The sequence below is a fragment of the Parabacteroides sp. TM07-1AC genome (genome assembly GCF_003480915.1).
Classification (GTDB): Bacteria; Bacteroidota; Bacteroidia; order Bacteroidales; family Tannerellaceae; genus Parabacteroides; species Parabacteroides chongii.
Genome location: NZ_QUKD01000009.1, coordinates 99239 through 125306, shown reverse-complemented (window position 1 = coordinate 125306; position 26068 = coordinate 99239). Strand labels below are relative to the sequence as shown.

Sequence of the window (26068 nt, the reverse complement as noted above, 5' to 3'; positions counted from 1 at the left end):
AAAGAAAAGGCCACCCCAATACGAGGTGGCCTTTTCTGTAATTCTATGATTTCTGCTTCTTACTTGGCAATTTCAGCTGCAGCTTTCTTGTTTATTTTCTTCTTCTGCAATTCGTATGCAATCGGAGTTGCAACAAACAGAGTAGAATAAGTACCGATGATAATACCCAACAGGATAGCGAACGTAAAGCTACGGATTGTGCTACCACCCAGGATAAAGATACACAGTACAACAACCAATGTAGTCAATGAGGTATTGAATGTACGGGATAATGTAGAGTTCAATGCGTCATTAATTACCTGGTAACGGTCACGTTTCGGATACAGACCGATCGTTTCACGGATACGGTCGAATACAACCACGGTATCATTGATAGAGTAACCGATAATCGTCAGGATAGCCGCGATAAATGTCTGGTCGACCTCCATAGAGAACGGCAACACTTTCCATAATAATGTATAGAAAGAAATGATACACAATGTTGTTACTGCAACAGATGCAAATGCACCGATTGAGAACGATACATCACGGAAACGAAGCAGGATATAAGCAGCCATACAGAACATCGCGAAGATAACCGCCATGATAGCGCTGTTCTTGATGTCGTCAGCCATACTCGGTCCAACTTTCTGAGAACTCTGGATATAAGTCGTTGTGAACTGATCCAATGTCGTACCTTCCGGAAGCAACGGCTTAACACCTTCGAACAACAGATTTTCGATTTCCTGGTCTACTGCAGGATCAGCATCGTCGATCTTGAAGTTGGTAGATACACGAACCTGGTCCGGAGTACCGATCGTGATAACACTTACAGCACCATCCAACTTTTCGTCCAGCATATTACGAACTTCATCCGTCTTCACGTCCTGATCAAAACGAACGATATAGTTACGTCCACCTGTGAAGTCGATACCATTATTCAAACCGATTGTCATCATGGAGATAGCTCCCAGAACGATAATACCGGCAGGAATCAGATAACCGATCTTACGGGCACCCAGGAAGTTGATCTTCGGATTAGTCAACAGGTCTTTTGTGATAGATGTTACGAACGTTACATTCTTCAGTTTATCTTTAGCCAGCAATGCTTCGTAAACGATACGAGTCAAGAAGACTGCTGTAAGGAAAGATGCGAACAGACCGATGATCATCGTAGTTGCGAAACCACGGATAGGACCTGTACCGAAGTAGAACAATACAACACCCGTAATGATAGATGTCAAGTTGGAGTCGAAGATAGCAGAAAATGCATTGCTGTAACCGTCGGCAATAGCTTTACCTAACGACTTGCCTGCACGAAGCTCTTCTTTTGTACGTTCATAGATCAATACGTTCGCATCGACTGCCATACCCAGCGTCAACACCATACCGGCAATACCCGGCAAAGTAAGTACAGCCTGGAAAGAAGCAAGGATACCCATTGTAAAGAAGATATTCAATACCAAAGCACCGTCGGCAATCAGCCCCGGGATAATTCCGTAGAATGCACACATATAGATCATCAACAGGATCAATGCCAGTGCAAATGAGATAACACCTGAACTGATAGCTTCCTGACCCAGTGACGGACCGACTACGTCTTCCTGTACGATATGTACAGAAGCAGCCATCTTACCTGATTTCAATACGTTGGCTAAGTCCTTCGCTTCTTCCGGAGTGAAGTGACCTGTAATCTGAGAACGACCGCCGGTAATTTCATCGTTTACGTTCGGAGCAGAATAAACCATGTCATCCAAAACGATAGCGATTGCTTTACCGATATTTTCTTTTGTCAGACGAGCCCATGCTTTAGCTCCTTCTGCGTTCATAGCCATACTAACCTGCTGTTCTGAACGGCCAGCCTGCTGAACGAAGTCAGCGTTAGCATCCGTTACAACGTCACCACCCAAAGCGGGTGTACCGTCACGGTTAGTCACCTTGATAGCATATAATTCGAAGAACTGTTCTTTTTCGTCGATAGCTTTCACACCCCATTTCAAAGACAGGTTGCGAGGCAATACGTCCTTTACCTGCTTCATAGCCAGATATTCGTTGATCTTAGGAATGTCTCTTACGTTAGCCACACCAACAGATGCACCACGTCCTAACTGACCATTATACTGGTTGATCTGCAATAAAGCAAACAACGGATGCTGTTTTGCAAATTCTTCCATCGACTGGTTAGCCTGAGTTTCAGGTTTGTCCTGAGCGATCTGCTGTAGCAAAGAATCAGCTTCGCTTGTAGCAGCGGCATTGTCAGTAACGGCTTCTGTCGCTGTTGTTTCAGCACCGTCAGCAGCAACAGTTTCTGTTTCAGTAACAGTTGCTTCGTCTTGGTGTTCAGCCAAAACAGTTGCCAGTATATTATCGGCAGCAACCAACTGCTGGTAAACTTCCGGTAACTGATAAGTTTCCCAAAATTCCAAGTTAGCACTGCCCTGTAACAATTTACGTACACGTTCAGGTTCTTTTACACCCGGAAGTTCCACCAGGATACGTCCTGCTGTTTCCAAGCGCTGGATGTTAGGAGATACCACACCGAAACGGTCGATACGGGTACGCAATACGTTGAATGAATTATCAATAGCACTTTTCAACTCATCTTTCAATACTGCAACAACCTGAGCATCTGTGCTCTGAGGAGTAATTTTATCTTTCAATTCGAAAGTACTGAAAACGGCAGACAGGCGTGCTCCATTGTCCAGGTTCTTGTATTCTTCTGCAAACAAGTCAATAAAGTCCTTTTGACTGGTTGCCTGGCGTGCATAGGCCAAATCCAATGCTTTGTTGAAGTTCTCATCCTGGTTGTTATTTGAAAGTGAGCGGATCACATCAGCCACATTCAACTCCAGAACGACGTTCATACCGCCCTTCAGGTCAAGTCCTAAACTAATTTCCATTTCACGGCACTGCTTGAGCGTATAGCCCAGCCACACCTTCTGAGTAGATAATGAGTCTAAATAAAGACTCTCTTTTGACGGATCCCCGCCTGCATACTCAGCGGCTTTATTGTTGTAATATCTTGTTACAAATGAGAACGATAGATAGAACAAACATACAAGCGTAAGTAACACCGCGAAGACCTTTACAAATCCTTTGTTTTGCATTTGAATCTTGAGTTTATGTTATTACATTATTTATTTTCGTTTTTTCACAGGGTGCAAATATAGGCTTTTTTTCTTTGTCAAGTAGTAATTAGATTAATTATTTGTCACTCTCATAGTTAATTTCAAACACAAATATATATCTTTGCCTGTAAAAAAACACAGAATTCACCATGAAACAGTTATTTTTATTCCTTTTATTCATTCCTTCCCTGTTGATTGCGCAGGAAGATCAGAAGTATTTAGCCGGAGCCGTACCTGAAGACGGCGGCAAAGTTATCTTTACCAAAGAGATAAGCATGCCCTCCCTCTCAAAGGATCAGATGTATGACATTATGTATAACTGGGCCGAAAAGTTCTTCAGCGAAGAAGGCCGCCGGCTGGTTTATTCAGATAAAGACAAAGGCGATATCGCTGCAGTAGGCGAAGAATACCTGGTATTTCAGAGTACGGCACTCTCATTAGACCGCACGATGATGAACTATCGCGTAACGATTGAATGTGAAAACAATGCAGCCACTATCAAACTGGCCGGTATCCGTTACGAATATAATGTTTCTTATCAGCGCGAACCGGAGAAATATACCGCAGAAGAATGGATTACGGACAAATATGCCTTGAACAAGAAAAAAGACAAGCTGAATCGTGGCAACGGTAAGTTCCGTCGTAAGACAGTCGACTTCGCAGAGGCAATGTTCCAAAGCGCCGATGCGGCATTCGGCATACAGCCGGCCGGCGTAATCGTTCCTGCTTATGCAGTTGTTCCTGCACAACAACAGCAAGTGGCACAGGCAGCAGCACCTGCCCAAAATATCACTCAGGCTCCGGTCGGTAACAATACTGAAGTATGCCAAGGTCTAACCGCCTTCGAACCGGGAAAGGTTCCGGCTACCTTATTGAATATGTTACCGGAAAGTAAAATGGAAATAACTCCGGCTGAGAAGGATAATCTGGTGGAACATTACGCCACCTGGAAAGAAATGGGCAAAATGTTCGGAAAGAACATCGCATCCATCTCTATCAGTCCGGAAAGCGAAGTCTATAAAGCGATCAGAGATAACGACATCTATACTATTTCTTTCAAGAAACAAGATGATCCTGAAACCTGGTTCATGATCCAGTGCATCAAGCAGGGCGAATCCAGCGAAGGTCCGCAGAAAATAGTTATTGGTGAAATACTTAACGTATGGATCAGATAAACAGAAGGATTATGAAGAAATTAACAATCCTGCTCTTGCTGATATGCCCCATGCTGATTATGGCACAGGGGCATAAAGGCAATGTCGAGTCATGCGCTCCCATGAAAGAGGGAAAAGTATGTTACAGCGACGAAGTAGATGTCGAAGGCATGAAGAAGGGCGAACTGTTCAATGCGATCGACAAATGGGCCAAAAAGAACTATGGAAAAGATGTTTTCCTGTCAAGCGTCACTTCCAGCAAGTCGAAAGGGACTGTATTCATCAACTCCAAAGTGGAGCTACTCCTGAATGAAACAGATAAAACCATCATCAAATATAAAATGAGGATTTATTGTTTCGATGAGAAGTACACCATCGAACTGACTGATATCACCTATCAGTATGATCCGAATAATGAAAAGAAATACAAGACTTATCCGGCAGAAAACGTGATTGCGAATAACGGGAAAAGTAATACGATTGCTTTGATCAAAGACCCGTTGCTTTTCTGCAATGCAACTTTCTTTTTTGCAGAGAACCTGTTCGGAGATGTATTCGATGCAGTAGAAGATTAATAAACAATGGAGGAATATTTATTCCTCCATACTCAAATAGCACCATAACGGATAATGATCCGAATAACGTATCTTGTCAATCGTACAATTCATTGACTTCATATTCTTTGAATGCAGGATATTATCAATGCGGAACCAGAACATATTCTGATTATAAGTTACTCCCATACCCAGCCCCGACTCAGCGAATGAATCGACCAAAGGTCCCTGTATTGTACGATGTGCATAAGAGATGGGAGTATCGTTAAAGTCTCCGCAAACCAAGACATAGTCACCTTTTGCCCTGGCAACCTCAGCAGCTACAGCTTCAGCCTGTTTAGCACGTATTTTAAAAGCCGGTCCTAGCTTTTGCTCCAAAGCCCCTTTAATTCCGTCAAAAGTATCCGTACTAATATTCTTAATAAAAGCCGTATAGCGGCTCCGGTCTTCCATCGTCAACTTAAATGATTCAAGATGATTGTTGATAAGGGTCAGTTTCTTTCCTTTCACATTCAGTTCATGAACAGAAGAGCCGTTGAACTCACTTTCATATTTTATTCGCCGGGAGTTTGAGATAGGATATTTGGAAAAAACGGCAATACCGACATTCAGGTACCCCGATGAATTAATAGGAATAACAGAACGATACGGATACATATCCAACGCCTGATAAACCTTCTTGGGAGTAAGAAAACGATCCAGTTTACCTACCGCATATTCCTGCAGACAGACAATGTCTGCTCCCGAATTAGCGATATATTCAATAATCTTATTAGGAGATTCTTTTGTATGGTCTTTATAGGCAAATCCCATCACATTATACGTAAGTACCTTCAGTACATTTTCCTGTGGAATGTCTTTTACCCGGCTATGGTAGGGAAAATACTTTTTTACAGGCCCCCAACAGATCAGAAAAGAACACAGTCCGATCAACAGGAAACGCCACTCCCATAAAAACAACCAGTAAAGCACAAAACAAAGATTCAGGACACATAAAATAGGAAAGGCCAGTCCCAAATATGAAAAACCCAGCATTGTATCCGGAGAGACACGGTCTGAATATGCTGAAGCAATCAACAGCACAACGATCAAAACATTGGCAAGAACAAACAATGATTTGAACAACAGCTTCAGTGTCTTCAATCCCTCACTCATTTTTTACTGGCATCGAATAGTTGTCTCTTTTCATCGGCAGAAAGACTTTCGTACCCGGAACGCTTCAGTTTATCCAGGATAGCATCGATATCAGCCGACTCTCTATGTTTACGGGCGTTATATTCATAATCTGTTTCTGCCCGTTTATAAGTTACTTTCATTTTAGGCTTTCTCTTTCCTAAATTAACGACCCGATCAAGCAGGCGATTCATAGGCCCCGTCAAATCCTTTCCTTCTTTTATCCGCACAGCAAACCAGATTCCGAACAAAGCGCCGCCAATATGTGCAATATGCCCACCCGCATTATCGGATGTTATGGCCAGCAGATCGATTACAAATGTGAACAGAGCCAAATAGATCAGTTTTATCCGCCCGATCAGGAACAAATTAATTTCCAAATCCTTCCGGTAGAATGATACGGCAAAAACAATAGCCATCACAGAAGCAGATGCGCCCATCAAGTAACTGGAAGAAGCTACTGTCTGGAAATACGGGAAGATATTATAGGCAAGCATAAACAGCACTGCCCCGGCAATACCGCCTAACAAATACAGGCCGCCCAACTGTCGTTCGCTGAAAAATGTAAGGAACAATCCGCCGAACCAGTACAACCAAAGCATATTAAAAAGAATATGCAGGAAGTCAAAATGGGTAAACATATAAGTAATAACCGTCCATGGCCGGTACATCAGCAATTCCGGTGACGAAGGCATCTGCAAATATTGCAGGAAAGGTATACCCGGAATATTGAAAAGCAAAAACAACACTCCCAGCAATCGGATCAGGATAAAAAGCCCTACATTAATATATATAAGCTTAACCAATATACTTCCTGCCCGAAACGTATTCTTCAGATTAGTAAAAATACTTTCCATTGCCTGCATCTTTCTTTTTCCAGTAGCGAACCATAAAAAAGCCGAACAACATACCGCCTAGATGGGCGAAGTGTGCGACCGTGTCTCCACCAAAACTGGAAACACCCATAAATAGTTCAGCCAAGCCGTAAAACACGACAAAATATTTAGCTTTAATAGGGATCGGAATAAACATAAGGAACAAAGGGACATTCGGAAACAGCATGGCAAACGCCAGCAGGATACCGAACACGGAACCCGAAGCGCCTATCGTAATCATCATATTCAGCGACGGATCCATCCGAACCAATTGGAAAAGCGTCAACCCATTGGCACTCGCAAAAGACTGAAGGGAATATGCCCATACCAGTTCCTGTATGATACCGGCACCGATACCCGTCACGAGATAGAAGGTAAGGAAACGCTTCGGTCCCCACACATTTTCAAGAACACGCCCGAACATATACACCCCGAACATATTGAAAAAGACATGTGCAAAGGAATGCGTATCGTGCATGAACATATAAGTAACGAACTGAAACGGGTAAAAATCTTTCACACCCGGAAAGTGCAATCCCAATAGTTGCACCAAATCTATCCCTACTTTCGGTAAGACCAGACTGGCCACCCAGAAAAGCAGGTTGATAATGATAAGGTTTTTTGTAACGGGCGGTATACTATTCAAGAACCCGGAGCCATTTTGATTCATCATATACATATCAATTTACGGCAAAGGTAAATATATTTTGATTGTTTTTTCTTCAAATAGTACTAAAACATAGTAAATCAATAAAAAAAACTATCTTTTTCTTTGCAGAATATTAAATAAAAACTACATTTGGATCGACTTTTAGGCTATCACAGATTTGTTTAATATATTAATTATCAATCCATCATGAACAAAACAGAATTTATCACAGCTGTTGCAGAAAAAGCTGGTTTAAGCAAGGCTGACGCAAAGAAGGCAGTGGATGCTTTCGTTGAAACAGTATCCGACGAAATGAAGGCTGGAGGAAAAATCGCTCTTTTAGGTTTCGGTTCTTTCTCAGTAACAGAAAAAGCAGCCCGTAAAGGCGTTAACCCGAAGACAAAACAACCCATCGAAATCGCAGCCCGCAAAGCAGTTAAATTTAAAGCTGGTGCAGAGCTGAACAACAAGATAAAATAAGAACTGATAAAAAAATAATTCCAGAGAACATCACTGCCCCCTGGAACCCACACTAGTATTAATATTAAACTTACCTGATTTACAGGTCAGTATTTTAGTTCGAATTAATGATGACGGGGAATAATCTTTCCCGTCATTTATTTTATACAAAGATGCTGCTTTTCAATCTATTATCCTCAACTTTATGGTTCTGATACCGCACTTGATCCATCGCAAGCCCCACCTTATAAACAACACTTCACACAAGTGTTTCATTTTTCGAAACTTCAGGAAAATCATCGAAACACATCTATCAGATAAAACAACTCTCAGTCAAAACAGTGTGAATTTCGTAATTAATTTACAGATTTCACACAACGTGCTACGACCCAATTAGTCTTAACATTATCTTTTCCTGTAGGAGATATATAGAAACCATAGTGATCTTTATTACCACTTACTCCCGGTCCTATCATATAAACTTCATTATTGCTATTTGTTGTCGCTGTCCAAATAGCCATGTTGATTTTTGTAAAACTATCAGGCCAGACTAAAGATGTAGTGCCATTATTTGTCCCGGAAACCAAACTTTCATCCATCGTTGATCCGTTTAGACCGAAAATCAAATATGCTTCACTGAGAGTAGGTAGTCTCCAACCACCACCATTGTCAATTTTTGATGCACATGCAGAGTTAGCTTCATTCCAAGTACCACTGGCTGTATTTTCATTTGCCACCAGGAGTTTCGGTGCCACTTTATTATCTACGACAGTCGTAGAAAGTACTGATGAATTTACCCCTAAATTTCCGTCCCGGGAAGTAATAAGCATTCCCGCATTACCATAAGTCTGAATATTTGGATATTTCGTTCCTGAAGAAGTTTCAGGATATACACATCTGACAAGGTTATAATCATCCGTGGTCATATAATTGGGTATATCGAATGGCGCTACAATATATTTATTATCCATAGATCTTTGTGTTGTTGTCCAATAATTGTATTGATGATACCAACCTTCAAAATTTGTATTTCTATTGGAGTCATAAATCAAACCACCTAACGCATCGCGATAAACTAAAGATGTCATCATTTCCCCCAAGGTCGGAAGACGCCACCCGGAACCCATATTGTCACATATAGCCTGAGCTTGACTTAATGCCAAATAGTCAAAAGTTCTATTAGAACCCAGAATTCGCAAAGGATTCACATGAAAAAGAGGAGCTTCACTCGTTTCACTTGTATAATATTTCGTCTCCGAGTTTACATATAAATCAAGAGTCCGGTAAAATGGAAACTTGACATCTTCACCTGCTGATGTTTTGGTATGCATCTCATTTTTAAAAGTAATTCTGACCGTACCATTTTTATTGGCTGCCCACGAAGCTGTTTCAAATCGTAAGAGGAAAGTCTGATTAGTCCCAACGATATCCTGCTTAGCAGCATCACCACCAGATAAATATCCTGTGTTATCCTGATTTTTATATACATCCCCATAGTCAGCAACAATTTCACTATCCGAGCTACTGCTTATGACTTCAATCTTTTCAATTTTCCAATTGACATTGACTTTAAGCGGTAAATAATGTGTCATTCCTAAAGGTATTTTATAAGTAGACGAAGTACTTCCAACCGGATAATCTTCTAAAAAAAACAGTAAATTTCCCTGATTGATCGGACAAGTCACTTCCCCCAACTCACGGTTAGAGACATCATACAACCTAAATTTCAGATGTTCCTGACGCCAGGCATCTGTACCAGCCTGGGGTAACAATGTAATCGCCTGAACTCCATTGAATAACTCATAGGGGGTACCTTCTGTTATAGTACCTGAAGCTGGAGGAGCCCCTATACCCGGAACTATCGTTGCATACTGCAGAGCTGCAGTAGTACCGGATGCCGTACGGTCCCGGCTCACTGTCACACCGGCAGAAGTCCACATTGCATAGACTGTCTGCGCAACAAGGTCACCATGCGTATTATCCATCGGGAAGAACAAACCATTTGTCAGCTCATTCCCATAGGCATCGACAAACCTGATCATCCCCGGCTCCTCTACATATTGTTCTATGGATATTGAATGTGTCAAACGACCAGCCGTTATCGTAAGAGTAGCCTGACGTGTCTGCCCTACATCGTTCCAGTAATAAGGAAAATTCAGATAAATTGCGCCATCTGTATTTGCACTTCCGGTTACAGCGGTACCATTCGAGAAGTTCAGCCATCCTCCTGAATCCGTAATAACAGCTTTCCACCCTCCAGGACTATCGGTAAACACATCGATCTTATAAGACACATTTTCGTATTGCCATACTCTTATTGCCGATTCGCTTACTCCAAGCATATATTGGCCGTTGTATACGATATCTGAAATTTTATCACGGTTATAGGCGATTAACCGAACATTCAGATTGGTCATCGTTCGATACGACTCAATGGCTTCTTCCATGGTCAGGTAGCCAATACCGGAAGCTTCCTTTATATTGATAGTATATTTGTAATTTCGTTTTAACGGCATATAGTCAGCAGTTCCTGACTTCAGGAAATCGACCCGATAATAATAAGACGTGTTATCACCTGTCATTTTACCTTTTACAATCAGACAGGTTGCATCCTTACGGCTTACCGCACCATCATTAGGGCTACCATCCGAATTGCTGGCTGCATCTGCAGCAGCAATAGCTTCATAAGTATAAATTTCCCCCAGATAGCTTGCCGCTCCATTGACTGAATAACTATAAGGTGATCCAGTTCTATCACTGTTACCCGGAATCATCGGATCATCCGGTTCCGGATCGCTTAACAATCCTGTTCCAGAATCCCAGGCAGAAGCAATATATCCAACTGTATTATAATTAGCCAGATAAACATTCTCCACTGTAAAATTCGAAGCCTCGTTATTAATATCGATCCGGGCGAGCATACGTACCAGATTGATATTGATTATAGGATCCATCTCGGGATAAATCTTCGAAACTTCTTTTTCTGCGTACATAGGTATCGGTGTATACCCCGAAGAGGTGGAACCATTAGCCGGCCATGCCACCGTCGAAGAGTGCGTCAGCTTCGGCATTATTTCAGCCTTTGTCTTCCCTATATCTGAGTCCTGAATAATCGAAGAAAGCGACTGGTTTGCTACCATCACAACACGAGCCTTTCCGCTGGTACGGGGTAGTTCCGCTGAAAAAGTCACCGTAGAAGGATTTTTACTCAAATCCTGTGTAACATTTGTCGCCACTACCCGCGCCAAAAGAACCTCCGGACTTTGCGCAGCATCGAATACAAGAATATCAACAGTCTTCACTTCGTCTTCCTTGTTGTTTGTCCCCTCCATCGTACGTGTAGATACAGACGGAATACTGACATCAGGAACCGTTAAAGTAAAGCTAACCGCATTTCCGATTGGACGTGGTCCGACACTATACTCATCCGAACAACCCACAAAGCCGATCATCACCAGCAATATAAGTGATAAGATGTTGAATCCGGGTGTTGAATGTATATATTTCATTATTCTGTTTCCTTTCTTAAAAAATATTCTTTACAATTAAAGTGCAGGCACTACAATCGTCAAAGGCGGATTATTGCCGTTTGTATTCTTCAGGGTGAGGGTAGCCGTTTTACCGGTTGGAGCATTGGCTTTGTAATAATAATAAAGTGCATCGCCATTTCCCCCGTTCGCTCCAATAATCGTCTCCGTATTCAGAAGTATATCATCCGGATCAGATACACCAGTCACCTCCCAGGTCCACGCACCAAGATCACCAGCACTCGAATCACCTGCGTATCCCGAAGCAAAAACGAGCTTATAGCGGGGTACTACACCTGAAACCCCGGAATTATCCAGAATTCTTGAAGCTGTCATCCAGTCAGCAAGCCCTTTGTATTGTTTGATTCTCATTTGGTGTATCAAATTACCTGCCTTGATATTGAACAAAGTATTCCGGCTATTTTCTGCGCCGCTATAACTCCCCACATTAATCTCAAGCTTATAAGTATGCACACCTGACGAGACAGTCCCATCAGACCTGTAAACCGTAGCCCAATCGAGTGAAAGATATTGCTCATAATTTCCGGGCGCACTAATACTGCTTAGATACGCACCTGCAGGATAGCCCGTTTCCGGGTCCGTATCCAGTTTATAATTCGTTTCAACATCTACAAATACTTGTGCACCATTACCCGCCAGTTCAATCGATTTATATTCGACATTCAGATAATACTGCTTATCAAAGATCACATTCACCGGATTCGTATCCCACGGTAAAGGTTGAGCTGTTATCTCGAATATCTTATCGGATAGGGTTATATTATAGTTTATATATTCACCCGATTTCCACGTATGTGCACTGGCAGCAACAACTTCCCGGAGATTAAATTCGTTAGTCCCCCAATTGGTTGTTATAACGATTTTGGCAGTCGAAGAGAAACTGTTCGTCGGTAACATGAGAAACGTATCCCCGATCTGAGCTACAGTACCCGTCACCGTATTACCGGAAGTAATCGTAGAAGTAACAGTACCTGTTGTAACATTACTCCAGGAAAATGCCGGTTTAGCAGGAGAAGAAAACGTAGGAATTTCTGTGACAACAAGCTTCCCGCTTTTCCCTATATCCTGAAACTCTATTTTATTTATAGTCACGACATCCGGAGCCGGGGCCACTTTCTTGAATGTAAAAGAGACCTTCGTCAGGGTATGGTAGAAATGTATACTTACCGGGCTTTTCCAGGCCAACGATCCTGATACAGCAGTCAGCACATCCACATGATTGGCTGCATCAGTATTTGCCGTATAATCCAAACTTAACTGCCCGGCTGTAAAACTCGCGGTAGGCGTATAGCTACCATCGCAAGGATACCACGAAAAGAACTTCAGCCGATCCGTTGCTTCATCAGGCCAGTACCGGATCGGTGATAATGAAGCTGTATAATCATCGTTCACTTTCGCTTTGGTATCTTCAAAGTAAATCTGTTCACTCGATGATGCGGGTATTCTCGAAGCATAAATACCAAAATTCAGTCCCAGCAGGTCTGCATCCGAATCAATAGCCGTACCTTTGGTGACACTGGTACCCTCCGTCACGATCGAACGCACGACTATCTGTTCCGTATCCATACCACCGCCTATCATCTTCTCACAAGAAGAGAGGGCAGCCGTAAGAATGACAGCTGTCACTGTATATTTTAGCTTATTTATATAAATCCCAAATTTCATCATCCATTATTTGCGTATGCCCGCCGAAGGGATCACAGCTTTATATCTAAATCGATGTCTTGTCTTGTACCCCAGTCTTCAACGGTGACCTGATATATGTCAATCTCAAAGACTTCCCCTACATAGGCCGTTATTACATATACATTATTTCTCCGGATTTCAGTAAAAGACACAGCTTCTACATCCTCCGAAGTTCTTTTGGTGACTGTTTCTATCGGTCTTTTATCCATACCGACAGACAAAGTCGCTTTTTTAAAGTTAGCCATACTGATAGCCAACCTGTCAGTATAGTTTGAACGGAAGATACGTTCGGCTGTATAGAACGAACAGAGTAACTGTTGGTTCTTTGCACCGGTAGCAGAAGAATACTGCCAGGTTGTATCTTTTGTTGCAGTCCATGTCTGATTGACTAAAACACCATCAGCCACACTGCCCATAACCTTGCCGTAATTCTTCGATGCAGTGGCGTTACCACGCGTACCGTTGGCTTCGTTCCCCATCACAAAATAGCTGTTATAGGAAAGGTTATACAAGGTAACGCTACTGGCCTCCGTGTCAGCAGTTTGTTTAAAGTATCCGATCTCATGCTCAGAATCTTTCCGGACTCCCAGATAGACATCTACCCTCGCTACGGCACGTTCGACCACAATCTTCACTGTTTCTGTATAGCCGTTAGCAACCGCTACATCCCGGATTACTCCAACCATAGGCATACCGGTAGTAGCAACTACCTCCTGACCACTGCTGTTCAGAATCCGGGCAATATCATACGTTACATTCTCCAAGGTAGTCATGTCGTCAATGAGATCGAGTTGTCCCGTCAACTCTGTCGGCTCATTGATGATCACCACCACAACCTTATCATCGTTGGGGGTGACCTCTACCTCATTTACTTTTATATCTGTCGCTGTTTCCGGCGACAGAACTTCCGAATAAATATTTTTATCCAGTTTCACTGTAGCCAACGACGCATCGTCAAATATGATAAACCGAATGGTTTTTATTAACTCCTGCCTGTCTTTATCCGTATCATCAACCAAATTGACCTGAAGAGATGCCCGGGTAGCCAAAGGAGTAATAATCTCTTTTTCACCACACGAGACCAAAGTCACGGCAAGTACAAAGAAAACTATATGTAATAGTCTATATATCATTTCATTTTATTTCACATTATTCAATCTCTATATCATGAAGCCAATATATCCAGTCGGCAACCTGAAGACCGATCGACAGAAATGCATTTCCGCTTCCAGGATCTTTTTCAGTCACGCAGAAAATAAGGTTCCACTCCCCTTCACGGTCCAGATATTCCTGGAAAGGCAGGGCTGTACCGTCATGCCTGTTGATAGGCTTGGTATACAACAATAGAGTCAGTAAATTATAGCTCCATACTTCGTTTAGCGTTTTCGTATCGCGTACAACAATCTTATAATCGAGTCCTTCCCTATTCAATAACCGAAGGGTATTCAGGTGGGCAGATACAAGAATGTCACTAGTCTCTCCTTTATTGAGATAGTAAGGTGAATAAGTTACCGGATGGGTTACATCCAACGGTTCGTTCTCCCATGAATAGGTACCGCTTTCCGGTGTAACAATTTCAAAAGTATACGGAGGAATTTCAGTAGCTGGAGCCGCTCCGTTCAAACTAACCAGCATCATATTAAACCGATTGGTAATGCGCATCAGGTTCACCTGATACACTTTATGGTCGGCGTTTTCCGGGGAATAGTCTATTTCCAGGGCTTCACCTAAGTAAAGATGAGGAAATTCGAAGTTCACCTCGTCCGACCTGCGTTCCAGGGCGAACATAAATTGTTGAAGTGTTGTAACTCCCGGAACCACATCTTGTCCGAGATAATCGGAAACACGAAAATTATCGGACAACCCTCCGATAGTAAGCACCTTATACTTCCCGTATGCAAGATCGTCTGCCAACGGCATTTTGTTTCCATCGACTAATCCGGCTGCTTCGGTACGTTTGGTGAATAATAGTTTATCATTGCTATCGAACACGAATACGTCTACCGATTTCACTTGTGGACTAAACGAGTCCGCATATTCCATATTATGATCGAATACGAATTTCAACCACAACTCGCAACGGGGCATATCCTCAAAGATCGAGGTACACGAAGCCGGCATAAGGAATATAATAAGAATGAATAACTGTTTGATATTTCCGAACATATTTTTTGTTTATTCTTTTAGCTATGACAACCCAAAGGTTGACTACTTAAAAAATGGAAAGAACCGAGCAGGCAGTATCCCTACCCGGCTACTTTATTTAAGAGTATATTAGATATCAAAATCTGTAGTCCAATAAACCCATGGACCTACTTCTATTTCGAAATCCAGGTAAGCATTTTCCTGGTCGATATCTTCTCCTGGATCTGGATCTTCAGGACCTCCACCCGGATACCATGGAGTACCTTTTCCTGTAACATTTTTCAGATTGAGGTTATACCAGTTATTACGTACCACACCATATTTACCAAATTCCATATTCCCTAGATCCGAATTATCATGACGAATTTCATAATAATAGTAATTGAGACCACCTTGGTACCAGCGAAGGCATTTATTTATTTTAGTAATTTCACCACCATTAGGGATCAATGCCGTAGTAAGTTGAGCTGCATCAAGAAGGTCAATATCTGAAGTACTAATATTTGAATTTATCTTATTAGCCTCTATCAGGAAATTGTCGGTTGCTTCAATAAACAATTTCTCAATTTCAGTTGGATCTGTTTTAGCCGCATTATAGGCAGCTTTCAACGTAGCAATAGTATAAGCCTTATTATCCCAGAAAAACCAATCTGTTCCTAATGGTATTTCAGTATTATTAGGAGTATATAATCCTTTTATGACCAAACGTGTAGCTGCTCCGAACTTTTGAGCCTTGGCTTCCATTGTATTTTCGATACAATAGTCTAGTCCTTTGCTGTCTTTCCAAAGCCCATCAGCCGGAATATCTTTAGAATCATCTGCTTTATTCAGAATAATTCCATTTTCGTGCCCTTTACCAACCTCATCCAGGATATAGTTAGGATCTTCTGTATAAAAGTTATTTTCATAGAAAGCAGGGCTATTATGCGTATCTAATTTAGTTTTCTTTGCATAAGGAAAGAATGTACTGTTACGATAGTCTAATATCCAAGCCCCAAACTCAAATTTTGCATTCGGATAAGTAGTTGTAGCTGCTACAGCACTTGTAGCATCCACTTCTATCTTAGCAGCCAAACGTTCGATTTTAAGAGTAGCTTTATCACTGCTCGCAGCAGCCTGAGCAGCTGCATCGTTTGGATAAGTGCCCTGTGGGTCAACCTTCTTTACATTACTACCGACATCGAGTAAGCCATCATCTGGCCATTTGTCACTATTTATATCATACGTACCGACATTGATCATCGTGAAGTGTTTACCAATACCGGTAGAACCATCAACAGATTCCACAATCTCTTTAACAAGAATATCGGGAGTTTCACCAGCTCCTAAAGCATCCAAAGTAATAACTTCATTAAAATCACTGTATTTCGTATTCTCTGTTAAAGAGCCCAGCCTGTTCTGCATTTTAGCCCCCGGATTAGCAACAACAAGCAGATATTTGGTATCCGGATTTACCTTAAGCATTTTAGTAACAGAACCGTCAATCTTTGTATAATACGTAGTTGCATTAGAATGCTTGATTAACTTTTTATCTGCGCTGCCATCGAATGTCAACACATAAAATTCCTTAATAGCAGCTTCATCCGGCTCTGCAGGTTCTTCTGTTGAACCTGCCTTTGTAGATGAAGTAGGATACGTTACATTTAACGACATATAAGCCGTTCCGGAGGAGCCTGTACCAGTATCAGGCCCTTCGCCTTCAACGTTGTCTGAACAACTTGCCATTGTGGCTATAGCCAGTAATACGGCAAAAATAGATTTGATTCTCATTCTGAATAAATTTAAATTATACTTGTTAGATAAATTCTGATAATAACTATGATAATAAAGAAGTTTAGCATCAACTATATTCGGAATATCTCTTATATTGCGTAATTGAAAAGTCATTTAAAAAAGTAAACAACCGAAAGTGCAAGTTTCGTCACACCGAAATAATCTCTGTCTTTTTGAATTTTGTCGCCACATGCTGTACATGGATATTTATCCTGGTTCAGATGAGCCCAACCGACCCCTACCACCGCTTCCATGCTCCAACGGTTACTCAACAACCACTGATAACCATACGAAAGTCCGGCTCCGTAAAGAGTTCCCTGATAACGACTCTTTTCCATATTGTCACTCAGGAACTTTATTCCACCCACATTGTAGTCCCCATAGTGTCCATGAATTCCCAAAAAATGTCCCACGAATTTCTCACAAGTCCAATACCGTAATTCAGGTTGTACCAGCCAATGACGCAGACGCATAGCGTCACTATCATCTCCAAACTTCCAAGGATTATAGTTTGCGGAAACGTCCAACGTCCATTTTTTACTCAAGCCCAATTCAACTCCCAGATTCATGGAAGTAGTCAAATCATAGAGCAAGTTAGACTTTACAGCCACTTTTTGGCTGAATGCACTTGTCACCGTAAATACCAGGAAAATGAAAAGTAAAAAAACAGTCCTCATACAATTCCTGTTAATGAGCCATTTTTTAAACTTCGTATCTCCATGTCTGACGTATTAAGCCCAGTTGTTACTATTAAAATATAAACCATCCGATTCTCAATTAAATAATTCATAATATTTACTGTCCTTGTAATTTTCATAACCTCTTGTAATCCCAAATGAAGTTATGTTATAATCCTAGTGCTGTCAGGCTCATACTCTACGAAATCAACCGAATCTAAATTTATATCCCATCATTTACAACCAGATCCGAATTTGGCGTAACTTAAAGTTTATAATTTATCCCAAAAACACTCCTTTTATAATATACAAAGATCGCTAAAGTCAAATAAATCATCACGCTATAACCGTTTCTGATATCATGCACACACCACACGGCAAACTACCCATTTCACAACACTATTTCCGCTATTTTGCATTTTTCGCAACTTTTCCTCTGTTTCCACCTTTTATACATACTAACCAAACATAAAAAAGAAATTTGTCTATAAAAACCACAAATGAGCCCCTACAAAAAAGAATATGGTAAAGACCACGCTAACTGTTAATTCAAAATACCTATACGCAGGTTTTTAGAAAATAATCATGTACCTTTGCGTCCAAAATAAAATCAGAATATATAGAAGTAAGAATATGGTTATTGAACAGCAGATCACCGGTGCGATCATTGCCGGAATAAAAGAACTGTACGGTACCGACATCACGGAAGCCCAGATACAGTTACAGAAGACAAAAAAAGAGTTTAAAGGACATCTTACCCTGGTTGTATTCCCCTTCCTTCGTGCATCGAAGAAGTCACCGGAACAGACCGCTCAGGAAATCGGCGAGTATTTGCTGAAAAACGAACCGGCTGTATCTGAGTTCAACGTGATCAAAGGTTTTCTGAACTTGACAGTTGCCGGTCCTTGCTGGATCGACCTGCTGAATACGGTCCATGCACAGCCCTCCTACGGGATCATTCCTGTGACGGAACAGTCTCCTCTGGTGATGATCGAATATTCTTCGCCTAACACGAACAAGCCCCTTCACCTGGGACATGTACGCAACAACCTCCTTGGCTACAGCTTGTCAGAGATCATGAAAGCGAACGGAAACAAAGTCGTTAAAACGAACATCGTAAATGACCGCGGTATCCACATCTGTAAATCCATGCTAGCCTGGCAGAAATGGGGTGACGGCGTTACTCCTGAGTCTTCCGGCAAAAAAGGCGACCACCTGATCGGTGATTTCTACGTATTATTCGATAAACATTATAAACAGGAGCTGAAAGAGCTGGAGACCAAAGGTCTGACCAAAGAAGAAGCAGAAGCTCAATCCACCCTGATGGCAGAAGCCCGCGAGATGCTTCGCAAATGGGAAGCAGGCGACGCTGAAGTCCGCGCTTTATGGGAAAAGATGAACAGCTGGGTATACGCCGGTTTTGATGAAACTTATAAAATGATGGGCGTAGACTTCGACAAGATCTATTACGAATCACAAACCTACCTGGAAGGTAAAGGCAAAGTAATGGAAGGCCTCGAAAAAGGTATCTTCTACCGCCGTGAAGACGGTTCTGTTTGGGCAGACCTGACCAAAGACGGACTGGATGAAAAACTGTTGCTCCGTGCTGACGGTACTTCCGTATATATGACACAGGATATCGGTACAGCCAAACTGCGCTTCGACGACTATCCTATCAACAAAATGATCTATGTAGTAGGAAACGAACAGAACTATCATTTCCAGGTACTGTCTATCCTTCTCGATAAGCTGGGCTTCGAATTCGGAAAGGGACTGGTACATTTCTCTTACGGAATGGTAGAACTTCCGGAAGGTAAAATGAAGAGTCGCGAAGGTACCGTTGTCGATGCAGACGACCTGATGGAAGAGATGATCGGCACGGCACACGAAATATCACAGGAACTGGGTAAACTGGACGAAATGACTCCCGAAGAGGCTGCCAATATTTCCCGTATCGTAGGACTGGGCTCCCTGAAATATTTCATCCTGAAAGTCGATCCGCGTAAGAATATGACCTTCAATCCGAAAGAATCTATCGACTTCAACGGCAATACCGGCCCGTTTATTCAGTACACATATGCCCGAATCCGTTCCGTTTTGCGAAAGGCTGCCGAGCAGGGAATTGTGCTTCCCGAACAAGTGCCCGCCAATACACTTATCTCGGAGAAAGAGGAAGGTCTGATCCAGATGATCGCAGACTACGCTGTAACGGTGAAAGAAGCAGGCAAGGAATACAGCCCCGCTTACATTGCGAACTACGTCTACGACCTGGTAAAAGAATACAACCAGTTCTATCACGACTTCTCCATCCTGCGCGAAGAGAATGCGGAAATCAAACAGTTCCGCCTCGTATTATCAGCCAACGTAGCCAAGATAGTCAAATCGGGCATGTCATTGCTGGGCATCGAAGTTCCGGAAAGAATGTAATTCCCCTATACATTATAATACAAAAAAACTCCTGCTGAATGATCAACAGGAGTTTTTTTGTATGAGCTATTCTCTGATTATGCTTTCTTCTTTGTAGTACGCTTTTTAGGAGCAGCGGGCTTCTCTGCCGCTTCAGTTATAATCTTCATACATTCTTCAAAAGTCAACTTTTCCGGATTCGTAACCGTCTTCGGTATCCGGTAATTTGCTTTCTTATAGGTAATATAAGGACCATATCGACCATTCAGAATTTCCAGTTCAGGATCTTCCTCAAACTTCTTCAGGAAGCGCTGTTCGTCTTTCTTACGCTTTTCATCGATCAGCGCAATCGCCTCCTCTGCCGTAATAGACAGCGGATTCATATCTTTCGGGATTGAAACGAACTTTCCGTCATGGCGGATAAACGGTCCGAAGCGACCTACAGCCGCAACCATTTCCTTGCCTTCATATTCACCGATCGTACGGGGCAGATCAAATAACTTCAGGGCTTCTTCAAGCGTGATCGTTTCGATGGACTGTCCTTTCATCAACGTAGCGAACTGAGGTTTAGGAGCCTCCTTGTCATCCGGATGGGCTTGGCCAATCTGTACGACCGGACCGTAGCGGCCAATCTTTACGAATACGGGATTTCCGCTTTTCGGATCGATACCCAACTGACGTTCACCTACCTTATGTTCAGTCTTCAACGCAGCCGTTTCCTCTACGATCGGATGGAACAGCTTATAGAACTTATCGATTGCCGCCGTCCAGACCATTTCTCCTTCAGCAACGGCATCGAACTCTTTTTCCACACTGGCTGTAAAATTATAATCCAATACGTCCGGAAAATAAGTCATCAAAAAGTCATTTACCACCGTTCCTATGTCGGTCGGCATCAACTTATTACGGTCGGCCCCTACAATTTCTTTCTTATCGGCTTCCTTGATCTTGTCCTTTGCCAGTGTAATGACACAGTAAGAACGTTCCACGCCTTCTTTATCTCCTTTCACGACATATTCACGATTCTGAATAGTCTGAATAGTAGGAGCATAGGTAGAAGGACGACCGATTCCCAGTTCTTCCAGACGACGAACGAGGCTGGCTTCCGTATAACGCGGCGGACGCTGCGTAAAACGTTCCGTGGCTACGATATCATTCAGCGACAGTACTTCATGCAGCTGTACCGGCGGTAACAAGCCGTTTTCCTGCTCTTTCTCATTCTCGTCATCGAAGCTCTCGCGGTATACCTGAAGGAAACCGTCGAATGTGATCACTTCACCTACGGCTACGAATTTCTCTTTCTTATTATTGATGCAGACGGAAATCGTCGTACGTTCCAGTTCGGCATCTGCCATCTGCGACGCGATCGTCCGTTTACGGATCAGTTCATATAATTTCTTTTCCTGCGCCGATCCGCTGATCTCCGTATTACTGATATAGGTAGGACGGATGGCTTCGTGCGCTTCCTGGGCACCCTTGCTCTTTGTGTGATACTGGCGGAATTTATAATATTTTTCACCGTATGTCTCCAGGATAGCCTCTTTGGAGGTTCCTAAAGCCAGGTCACTCAAGTTCACCGAGTCGGTACGCATATAGGTGATCAACCCCGATTCGTACAAACGCTGTGCGATCATCATGGTCTGCGATACGGAATACCCCAGCTTACGTGCAGCTTCCTGCTGTAAAGTGGAAGTAGTGAAAGGAGGTGCAGGTGATTTCTTTACCGGTTTCTTCGTGATCTCATCGATGCTGAAAGAGGCTGCTTTGCATGATTCCAAAAACTCCATGACCTCTTTCTTATCCTTCAGACGCTTGTTCAGTTCAGCTTTCAGGATCGTTGTTCCGTCGGGAAGCGTAAAATTGGCAATGATGCGGAAAGCGGCTTCCGATACGAACTCATTGATCTCACGCTCACGTTCCACAATCAGACGGACAGCCACAGACTGTACACGCCCGGCAGACAAAGCCGGCTTCACTTTCCGCCACAGGATGGGAGAAAGTTCGAAACCTACGATACGGTCCAATACACGACGTGCCTGCTGTGCATTCACCAAATTGATATTGATATCACGCGGTGTTTCGATAGCATGCAAAATTGCATTCTTGGTAATTTCATGGAAAACAATACGTTTCGTATTTTCCGGCTTCAATCCCAAAACTTCGTACAGATGCCAGGATATAGCTTCTCCTTCGCGGTCCTCATCGGATGCGAGCCATACCTGTTCGGCTGTCTTAGCTTCGGATTTCAATTCGGATACCAGCTTCTTCTTATCGGCCGGAATCACGTACTGCGGAGCATAATCGTGCTCGACATCAATACTAAAATCTTTTGTCTTCAAATCGCGGATGTGCCCGTAACTCGACATAACCTTAAAATCTTTCCCGAGGAACTTTTCGATGGTTTTTGCCTTGGCGGGTGACTCCACTATTACCAGATTCTTTTGCATAATCACTTTTCACTTTTTAGAAATCGAGTGCAAACTTACATAAATAATTAACGTAACCGTACATCAGTAACAAAAAAACAGTTTTTTAAACCGTGATTATTATGTATGTAACCACTTCAGAATTATCTTTGTCCACAAAATATCACATTATTTCGACATGGAAACAATCAGACAACTTATCAACGATAATAAAACAGATGAAGCCTTGCGTTTGTTGGATGAATACATTAAAAAAAACGAGGCAGACGATGAAGCGTACTACCTGCGGGGAAATGCATACCGTAAAATCGGAGACATCCGCCAGGCACTGAACAACTACCTGACTGCTATGGAACTAAATCCCGACAGTCCGGCACAAACGGCTTACAATGCCCAAATCAAAATATTAGATTTCTATAATAAAGATATGTACAATCATTAACAATTTTGCCCAAATATAGGAGTTCTTTTCATGAAAGTCGTTACTACATCTACTCAGGACCCTCATTTTACTCTGTTTTACACCCGGATGTGAACGATGCGAAGACCCGGGTGTAAAGGATGCCGAGACCCGGGTCTCAAGAAATTATCAGTGAATCTTTTCCCTCAGCTCTTTCAATACCTGGATATCTTTTGCCCGTATTTTACCGCTTCGATCAGGCGGACAATTCAGGATCAGGATATTATTATTCTTTGTACACTGACGGTACAGTTTTGCCAACTCATCAACCGGTTTATACTTTTTGTCGGTCGTATTATAAAACCAACGTTCGCTGATACAAATGGTAGATTCCCAAGGCATATAATATTCTTTACCGTCGTGGGTAAAGATTTTCGGATCATTATCGGCGGGCAGATACGGATCTCCCAAACGGAAATCACTCGGGAAATAACGGATCGGATAACCTTCTTTCTGATTTTCCGGCAATACAGGATGTGCATCCGGATTTTCCGGCAAACCGATTGTCCAGTTTATACCGATCTGACAATCCGGCTGTCTCGATTTGATCGTCTGGTAAATATCTTTCACCGGCCAACGATAATTTTCTTTCTCCCAGCCACCGTCAAACCAAAACTCCACAATATTCGTATAGGGTTCTACAATATCGATCAACTCATTCAACTGACGAAGCATATATTCATTATAGGCCGCATCTTTGGAGGGATCTTTCACATCTGTATTCACCTTGCGGTCCCATAAAGAATAGTACAGTCCCAGACCGATATCATATTTCTTACAGGATTTCGCTATCGCTTCAATTACATTAGTGGGATTGCCCGAACTCGCTACATCATATTCTGTATATTTACTGTCCCAAAGGCAGAAACCCTCATGATGCTTTGCAGTAAGAATAACGTATTTCATTCCGGCATCTTTTGCCGCTTTAATCCATTGGTCCGTATCGACAGCCGTCGGTCGATAAGAGGAAGCGGGTTTAGAACCGTCTGTCCACTCCTGGTCCTGAAACGTATTCAGTCCGAAATGGATAAACATTCCATACTTACGGGCTATTTGCTTTTGCTGTGCCGGGCTAGGTTGATTGGAAGGGACCGGCAATATCTGTTCCTGCCCACACACAAAAGGCATAGCCAGGAACAGAAATAAGAATTTAATTAGTATCTTTTTCATGGTAATAGAAATTTATACCACAAAAATATCGTTCTTTCTCTATCGGATATAGTCAGAATTCGTTCTATAGTTTGCAGAATCCGATATTATAACAATCAGAAGCGCCAACCTATATTAAACTGGAGAACGCCGTTACGGCTCTTTCCTTCCAAATCGGAAGCACTTATCCCACTAAAATCAGTATTATTATTTAAAAAGGAAGCAATATTGTCTTTATCAAGAACATTGGTTAATCCGATATTATAGCTTAAAGAAAACATAACTCCCATAGGCGACTGGTAACCAGCTCCAATAGCTACCGAAAAGTCAACTGTCTTAAACCAATCGCTGGCAATATCCGTCGAAACAGAAGTTCCGGAACTGGACGCTTTTAACTTAGAAGAAACCTTAAATCCGATCTGAGGTCCGGCAAATAAATTAAAACCTTCATAAATATAGCCTTTAAACAAAATAGGGATATTCAGATAATCATTCTTGAATTTTATAGAAGCACCACCTTCTTTCAATTTAGTACCCTGCATCGAATAGAATATTCCCGGCTCTATCGCAAAGTTATCAGTCATCATCACTTCGCCGGCTACACCGATATTCATTCCCGGCTTCATACTACCGTCCATATTTGTCATATTGGCAAAATTCAAACCGATCTTCGGTATAAAATGGAATTCCTGCGCACTCACCTTAAAGGTAACGAAAAGCAACAATAATAAAGCGATCTTTTTCATACAATAAATTTTTAGATATTAAACACATTATATTCAAGACAAATAAAAACATCCATTGTCACACTTAAATAATACCGGCCAAATATAAGTATTATATCAATCCTATACAACCTTGATCCATCTATTAAAGCAGAGCAAATGAATACAGTATAAACGCATTCGAATTAAAACTATTGCAGAAAAGATACAAATTAACGCATACAAAAAAAGCCATACCTTTTTGGGGTATAGCTTTTTCTTTTCATTTTATGTTGATATTACTTCAACAAGCTGCAAGGACAAAGATTATCTTTTTCGATATCTTTGAAGTAGTTGTATGTACCGACTTTGATTTCAGCGCAAGCCGCTTCGTCAGCTACGATAATACCTTTCGGGTGCATCTGCAAAGCAGTGATTGTCCACATCTGGTTGATAGAACCTTCAACAGCCTGCTGCAAAGCGCGAGCCTTGTTATGGCCGTTTACCATGATCAATACTTCTTTAGCATCCAGTACAGTACCTACACCAACCGTTACAGAAGTCTTCGGAACCTTGTTTACATCGTTATCGAAGAAACGAGAGTTAGCGATGATCGTGTCGGTAGTCAGAGACTTTACACGAGTACGTGAAGACAAAGAAGAACCCGGTTCGTTGAATGCGATATGACCGTCAGGACCGATACCACCCAGGAACAGGTCTACACCACCTACCGCTTTCATCTTAGCTTCGTAAGCAGCACATTCGGCTTCCAGGTCAGGAGCGTTACCGTTCAGGATATTTACATTCTCCGGCTTGATGTCAACATGGCTGAAGAAGTTGTTCCACATGAACGAATGATAACTTTCCGGATGATCTTTCGGCAATCCTACATATTCATCCATGTTGAAAGTGATGATATTCTGGAAGGAGATAACACCCTGCTTGTTCAATTCGATCAAGTTCTTGTACATACCCAGAGGAGACGATCCGGTAGGCAATCCCAAAACAAAAGGTTTTTCAGCTGTCGGATTAGCTTTCTTAATCTTTGCAGCTACATAATTAGCAGCCCATTTCGAGAGTTGCTCGTAATCTGGTTCAATAATTAGTCTCATAACGTTTGTGT

The 26068-nt window shown here is 42.2% G+C and carries 19 protein-coding genes; 5 read left to right on the top strand and 14 right to left on the bottom strand.

What is annotated here, in order from left to right:
• Positions 1-59: 59 nt before the first annotated feature.
• Positions 60-3086: a protein translocase subunit SecDF gene (gene secDF, locus DXD68_RS17400; protein WP_122362792.1), complete on the bottom strand. Its 3027-nt coding sequence runs from the start codon at positions 3084-3086 to the stop codon at positions 60-62.
• Positions 3087-3256: 170 nt separating this feature from the next.
• Here secDF and DXD68_RS17395 point away from each other — a divergent pair, with 170 nt between their 5' ends.
• Together DXD68_RS17395 and DXD68_RS17390 are read left to right on the top strand one after the other, a co-directional pair.
• Positions 3257-4282 carry a DUF4468 domain-containing protein gene (locus tag DXD68_RS17395; protein ID WP_122362791.1) on the top strand — a complete coding sequence of 342 codons (1026 nt, stop codon included), beginning with the start codon at positions 3257-3259 and terminating at the stop codon, positions 4280-4282.
• 11 nt (positions 4283-4293) lie between these two features.
• Positions 4294-4836: a DUF4468 domain-containing protein gene (locus tag DXD68_RS17390; RefSeq protein WP_199715729.1), complete on the top strand. Its 543-nt coding sequence runs from the start codon at positions 4294-4296 to the stop codon at positions 4834-4836.
• Between the two features lie 18 nt (positions 4837-4854).
• Here the strand turns inward: DXD68_RS17390 and DXD68_RS17385 are convergent, their stop codons facing one another.
• The 3 genes from DXD68_RS17385 to DXD68_RS17375 are packed head-to-tail and all read right to left on the bottom strand — an operon-like array spanning position 4855 to position 7536.
• A complete protein-coding gene (locus DXD68_RS17385) occupies positions 4855-5970 on the bottom strand; it encodes an endonuclease/exonuclease/phosphatase family protein (protein WP_122362789.1) in 1116 nt (371 codons plus the stop codon).
• Positions 5967-6845, bottom strand: a complete 879-nt coding sequence (locus tag DXD68_RS17380) for a rhomboid family intramembrane serine protease (protein ID WP_122362788.1) — start codon at positions 6843-6845, stop codon at positions 5967-5969. Before DXD68_RS17380 ends, DXD68_RS17385 begins: the two co-directional genes overlap by 4 nt.
• Complete coding sequence (locus tag DXD68_RS17375) at positions 6826-7536, bottom strand: rhomboid family intramembrane serine protease (protein ID WP_122362920.1); 711 nt, start codon at positions 7534-7536, stop codon at positions 6826-6828. The genes DXD68_RS17380 and DXD68_RS17375 overlap by 20 nt, the downstream gene beginning before the upstream one ends.
• Before the next feature lie 183 nt (positions 7537-7719).
• On the opposite strand from DXD68_RS17375, the gene DXD68_RS17370 reads away from it, so the two are divergent.
• Positions 7720-7992, top strand: a complete 273-nt coding sequence (locus tag DXD68_RS17370) for an HU family DNA-binding protein (protein ID WP_122362787.1) — start codon at positions 7720-7722, stop codon at positions 7990-7992.
• 335 nt (positions 7993-8327) lie between these two features.
• Here the strand turns inward: DXD68_RS17370 and DXD68_RS17365 are convergent, their stop codons facing one another.
• From DXD68_RS17365 to DXD68_RS17340, 6 genes are all read right to left on the bottom strand, one after another.
• Positions 8328-11480, bottom strand: coding sequence for a fimbrial protein (locus DXD68_RS17365; protein WP_122362786.1), 3153 nt, complete (start codon positions 11478-11480; stop codon positions 8328-8330).
• A 36-nt stretch (positions 11481-11516) separates the two neighbouring features.
• Positions 11517-13187: a fimbrillin family protein gene (locus DXD68_RS17360; protein ID WP_233577210.1), complete on the bottom strand. Its 1671-nt coding sequence runs from the start codon at positions 13185-13187 to the stop codon at positions 11517-11519.
• Positions 13188-13216: 29 nt separating this feature from the next.
• Entirely contained in the window at positions 13217-14338 is a 1122-nt protein-coding gene (locus tag DXD68_RS17355) for a hypothetical protein (protein ID WP_122362785.1), read from the bottom strand.
• Between the two features lie 16 nt (positions 14339-14354).
• Positions 14355-15371, bottom strand: coding sequence for a FimB/Mfa2 family fimbrial subunit (locus DXD68_RS17350; RefSeq protein WP_122362784.1), 1017 nt, complete (start codon positions 15369-15371; stop codon positions 14355-14357).
• Between the two features lie 108 nt (positions 15372-15479).
• Positions 15480-17120, bottom strand: coding sequence for an Mfa1 family fimbria major subunit (locus DXD68_RS17345; protein WP_122362783.1), 1641 nt, complete (start codon positions 17118-17120; stop codon positions 15480-15482).
• Between the two features lie 113 nt (positions 17121-17233).
• Positions 17234-17800: a DUF3575 domain-containing protein gene (locus tag DXD68_RS17340; RefSeq protein ID WP_122362782.1), complete on the bottom strand. Its 567-nt coding sequence runs from the start codon at positions 17798-17800 to the stop codon at positions 17234-17236.
• Between the two features lie 633 nt (positions 17801-18433).
• On the opposite strand from DXD68_RS17340, the gene argS reads away from it, so the two are divergent.
• The gene (gene argS, locus DXD68_RS17335) at positions 18434-20227 is read left to right on the top strand and encodes an arginine--tRNA ligase (RefSeq protein ID WP_122362781.1); all 1794 of its coding nucleotides are present in this window, start codon (positions 18434-18436) and stop codon (positions 20225-20227) included.
• 77 nt (positions 20228-20304) lie between these two features.
• Here argS and topA read toward each other — a convergent pair whose 3' ends face one another.
• On the bottom strand, positions 20305-22653 hold the full coding sequence (gene topA / locus DXD68_RS17330) for a type I DNA topoisomerase (protein WP_122362780.1): 2349 nt from the start codon (positions 22651-22653) through the stop codon (positions 20305-20307).
• 157 nt (positions 22654-22810) lie between these two features.
• Between topA and DXD68_RS17325 the strand changes: the two genes are divergently transcribed.
• Complete coding sequence (locus tag DXD68_RS17325) at positions 22811-23074, top strand: tetratricopeptide repeat protein (RefSeq protein WP_122362779.1); 264 nt, start codon at positions 22811-22813, stop codon at positions 23072-23074.
• 147 nt (positions 23075-23221) lie between these two features.
• Here the strand turns inward: DXD68_RS17325 and DXD68_RS17320 are convergent, their stop codons facing one another.
• The 3 genes from DXD68_RS17320 to nagB form a co-directional block, all read right to left on the bottom strand.
• Positions 23222-24262, bottom strand: coding sequence for an alpha-L-fucosidase (locus DXD68_RS17320; protein WP_122362778.1), 1041 nt, complete (start codon positions 24260-24262; stop codon positions 23222-23224).
• 95 nt (positions 24263-24357) lie between these two features.
• Positions 24358-24987, bottom strand: coding sequence for a porin family protein (locus DXD68_RS17315; RefSeq protein ID WP_122362777.1), 630 nt, complete (start codon positions 24985-24987; stop codon positions 24358-24360).
• A 257-nt stretch (positions 24988-25244) separates the two neighbouring features.
• Positions 25245-26057, bottom strand: coding sequence for a glucosamine-6-phosphate deaminase (gene nagB, locus DXD68_RS17310; RefSeq protein ID WP_075556006.1), 813 nt, complete (start codon positions 26055-26057; stop codon positions 25245-25247).
• Positions 26058-26068: the final 11 nt, after the last annotated feature.

Excerpts from the sequence above, each read along its gene's own strand:
- DXD68_RS17385 (WP_122362789.1), bottom strand. The coding sequence starts at position 5,970 with ATGAGTGAGGGATTGAAGACACTGAAGCTGTTGTTCAAATCATTGTTT.
- DXD68_RS17365 (WP_122362786.1), bottom strand. The coding sequence starts at position 11,480 with ATGAAATATATACATTCAACACCCGGATTCAACATCTTATCACTTATA.
- secDF (WP_122362792.1), bottom strand. The coding sequence starts at position 3,086 with ATGCAAAACAAAGGATTTGTAAAGGTCTTCGCGGTGTTACTTACGCTT.
- DXD68_RS17370 (WP_122362787.1), top strand. The coding sequence starts at position 7,720 with ATGAACAAAACAGAATTTATCACAGCTGTTGCAGAAAAAGCTGGTTTA.
- DXD68_RS17355 (WP_122362785.1), bottom strand. The coding sequence starts at position 14,338 with ATGATATATAGACTATTACATATAGTTTTCTTTGTACTTGCCGTGACT.
- DXD68_RS17325 (WP_122362779.1), top strand. The coding sequence starts at position 22,811 with ATGGAAACAATCAGACAACTTATCAACGATAATAAAACAGATGAAGCC.
- DXD68_RS17395 (WP_122362791.1), top strand. The coding sequence starts at position 3,257 with ATGAAACAGTTATTTTTATTCCTTTTATTCATTCCTTCCCTGTTGATT.
- DXD68_RS17390 (WP_199715729.1), top strand. The coding sequence starts at position 4,294 with ATGAAGAAATTAACAATCCTGCTCTTGCTGATATGCCCCATGCTGATT.
- DXD68_RS17340 (WP_122362782.1), bottom strand. The coding sequence starts at position 17,800 with ATGAGGACTGTTTTTTTACTTTTCATTTTCCTGGTATTTACGGTGACA.
- topA (WP_122362780.1), bottom strand. The coding sequence starts at position 22,653 with ATGCAAAAGAATCTGGTAATAGTGGAGTCACCCGCCAAGGCAAAAACC.
- DXD68_RS17345 (WP_122362783.1), bottom strand. The coding sequence starts at position 17,120 with ATGAGAATCAAATCTATTTTTGCCGTATTACTGGCTATAGCCACAATG.
- DXD68_RS17315 (WP_122362777.1), bottom strand. The coding sequence starts at position 24,987 with ATGAAAAAGATCGCTTTATTATTGTTGCTTTTCGTTACCTTTAAGGTG.
- argS (WP_122362781.1), top strand. The coding sequence starts at position 18,434 with ATGGTTATTGAACAGCAGATCACCGGTGCGATCATTGCCGGAATAAAA.
- nagB (WP_075556006.1), bottom strand. The coding sequence starts at position 26,057 with ATGAGACTAATTATTGAACCAGATTACGAGCAACTCTCGAAATGGGCT.
- DXD68_RS17380 (WP_122362788.1), bottom strand. The coding sequence starts at position 6,845 with ATGGAAAGTATTTTTACTAATCTGAAGAATACGTTTCGGGCAGGAAGT.
- DXD68_RS17360 (WP_233577210.1), bottom strand. The coding sequence starts at position 13,187 with ATGATGAAATTTGGGATTTATATAAATAAGCTAAAATATACAGTGACA.
- DXD68_RS17320 (WP_122362778.1), bottom strand. The coding sequence starts at position 24,262 with ATGAAAAAGATACTAATTAAATTCTTATTTCTGTTCCTGGCTATGCCT.
- DXD68_RS17350 (WP_122362784.1), bottom strand. The coding sequence starts at position 15,371 with ATGTTCGGAAATATCAAACAGTTATTCATTCTTATTATATTCCTTATG.
- DXD68_RS17375 (WP_122362920.1), bottom strand. The coding sequence starts at position 7,536 with ATGATGAATCAAAATGGCTCCGGGTTCTTGAATAGTATACCGCCCGTT.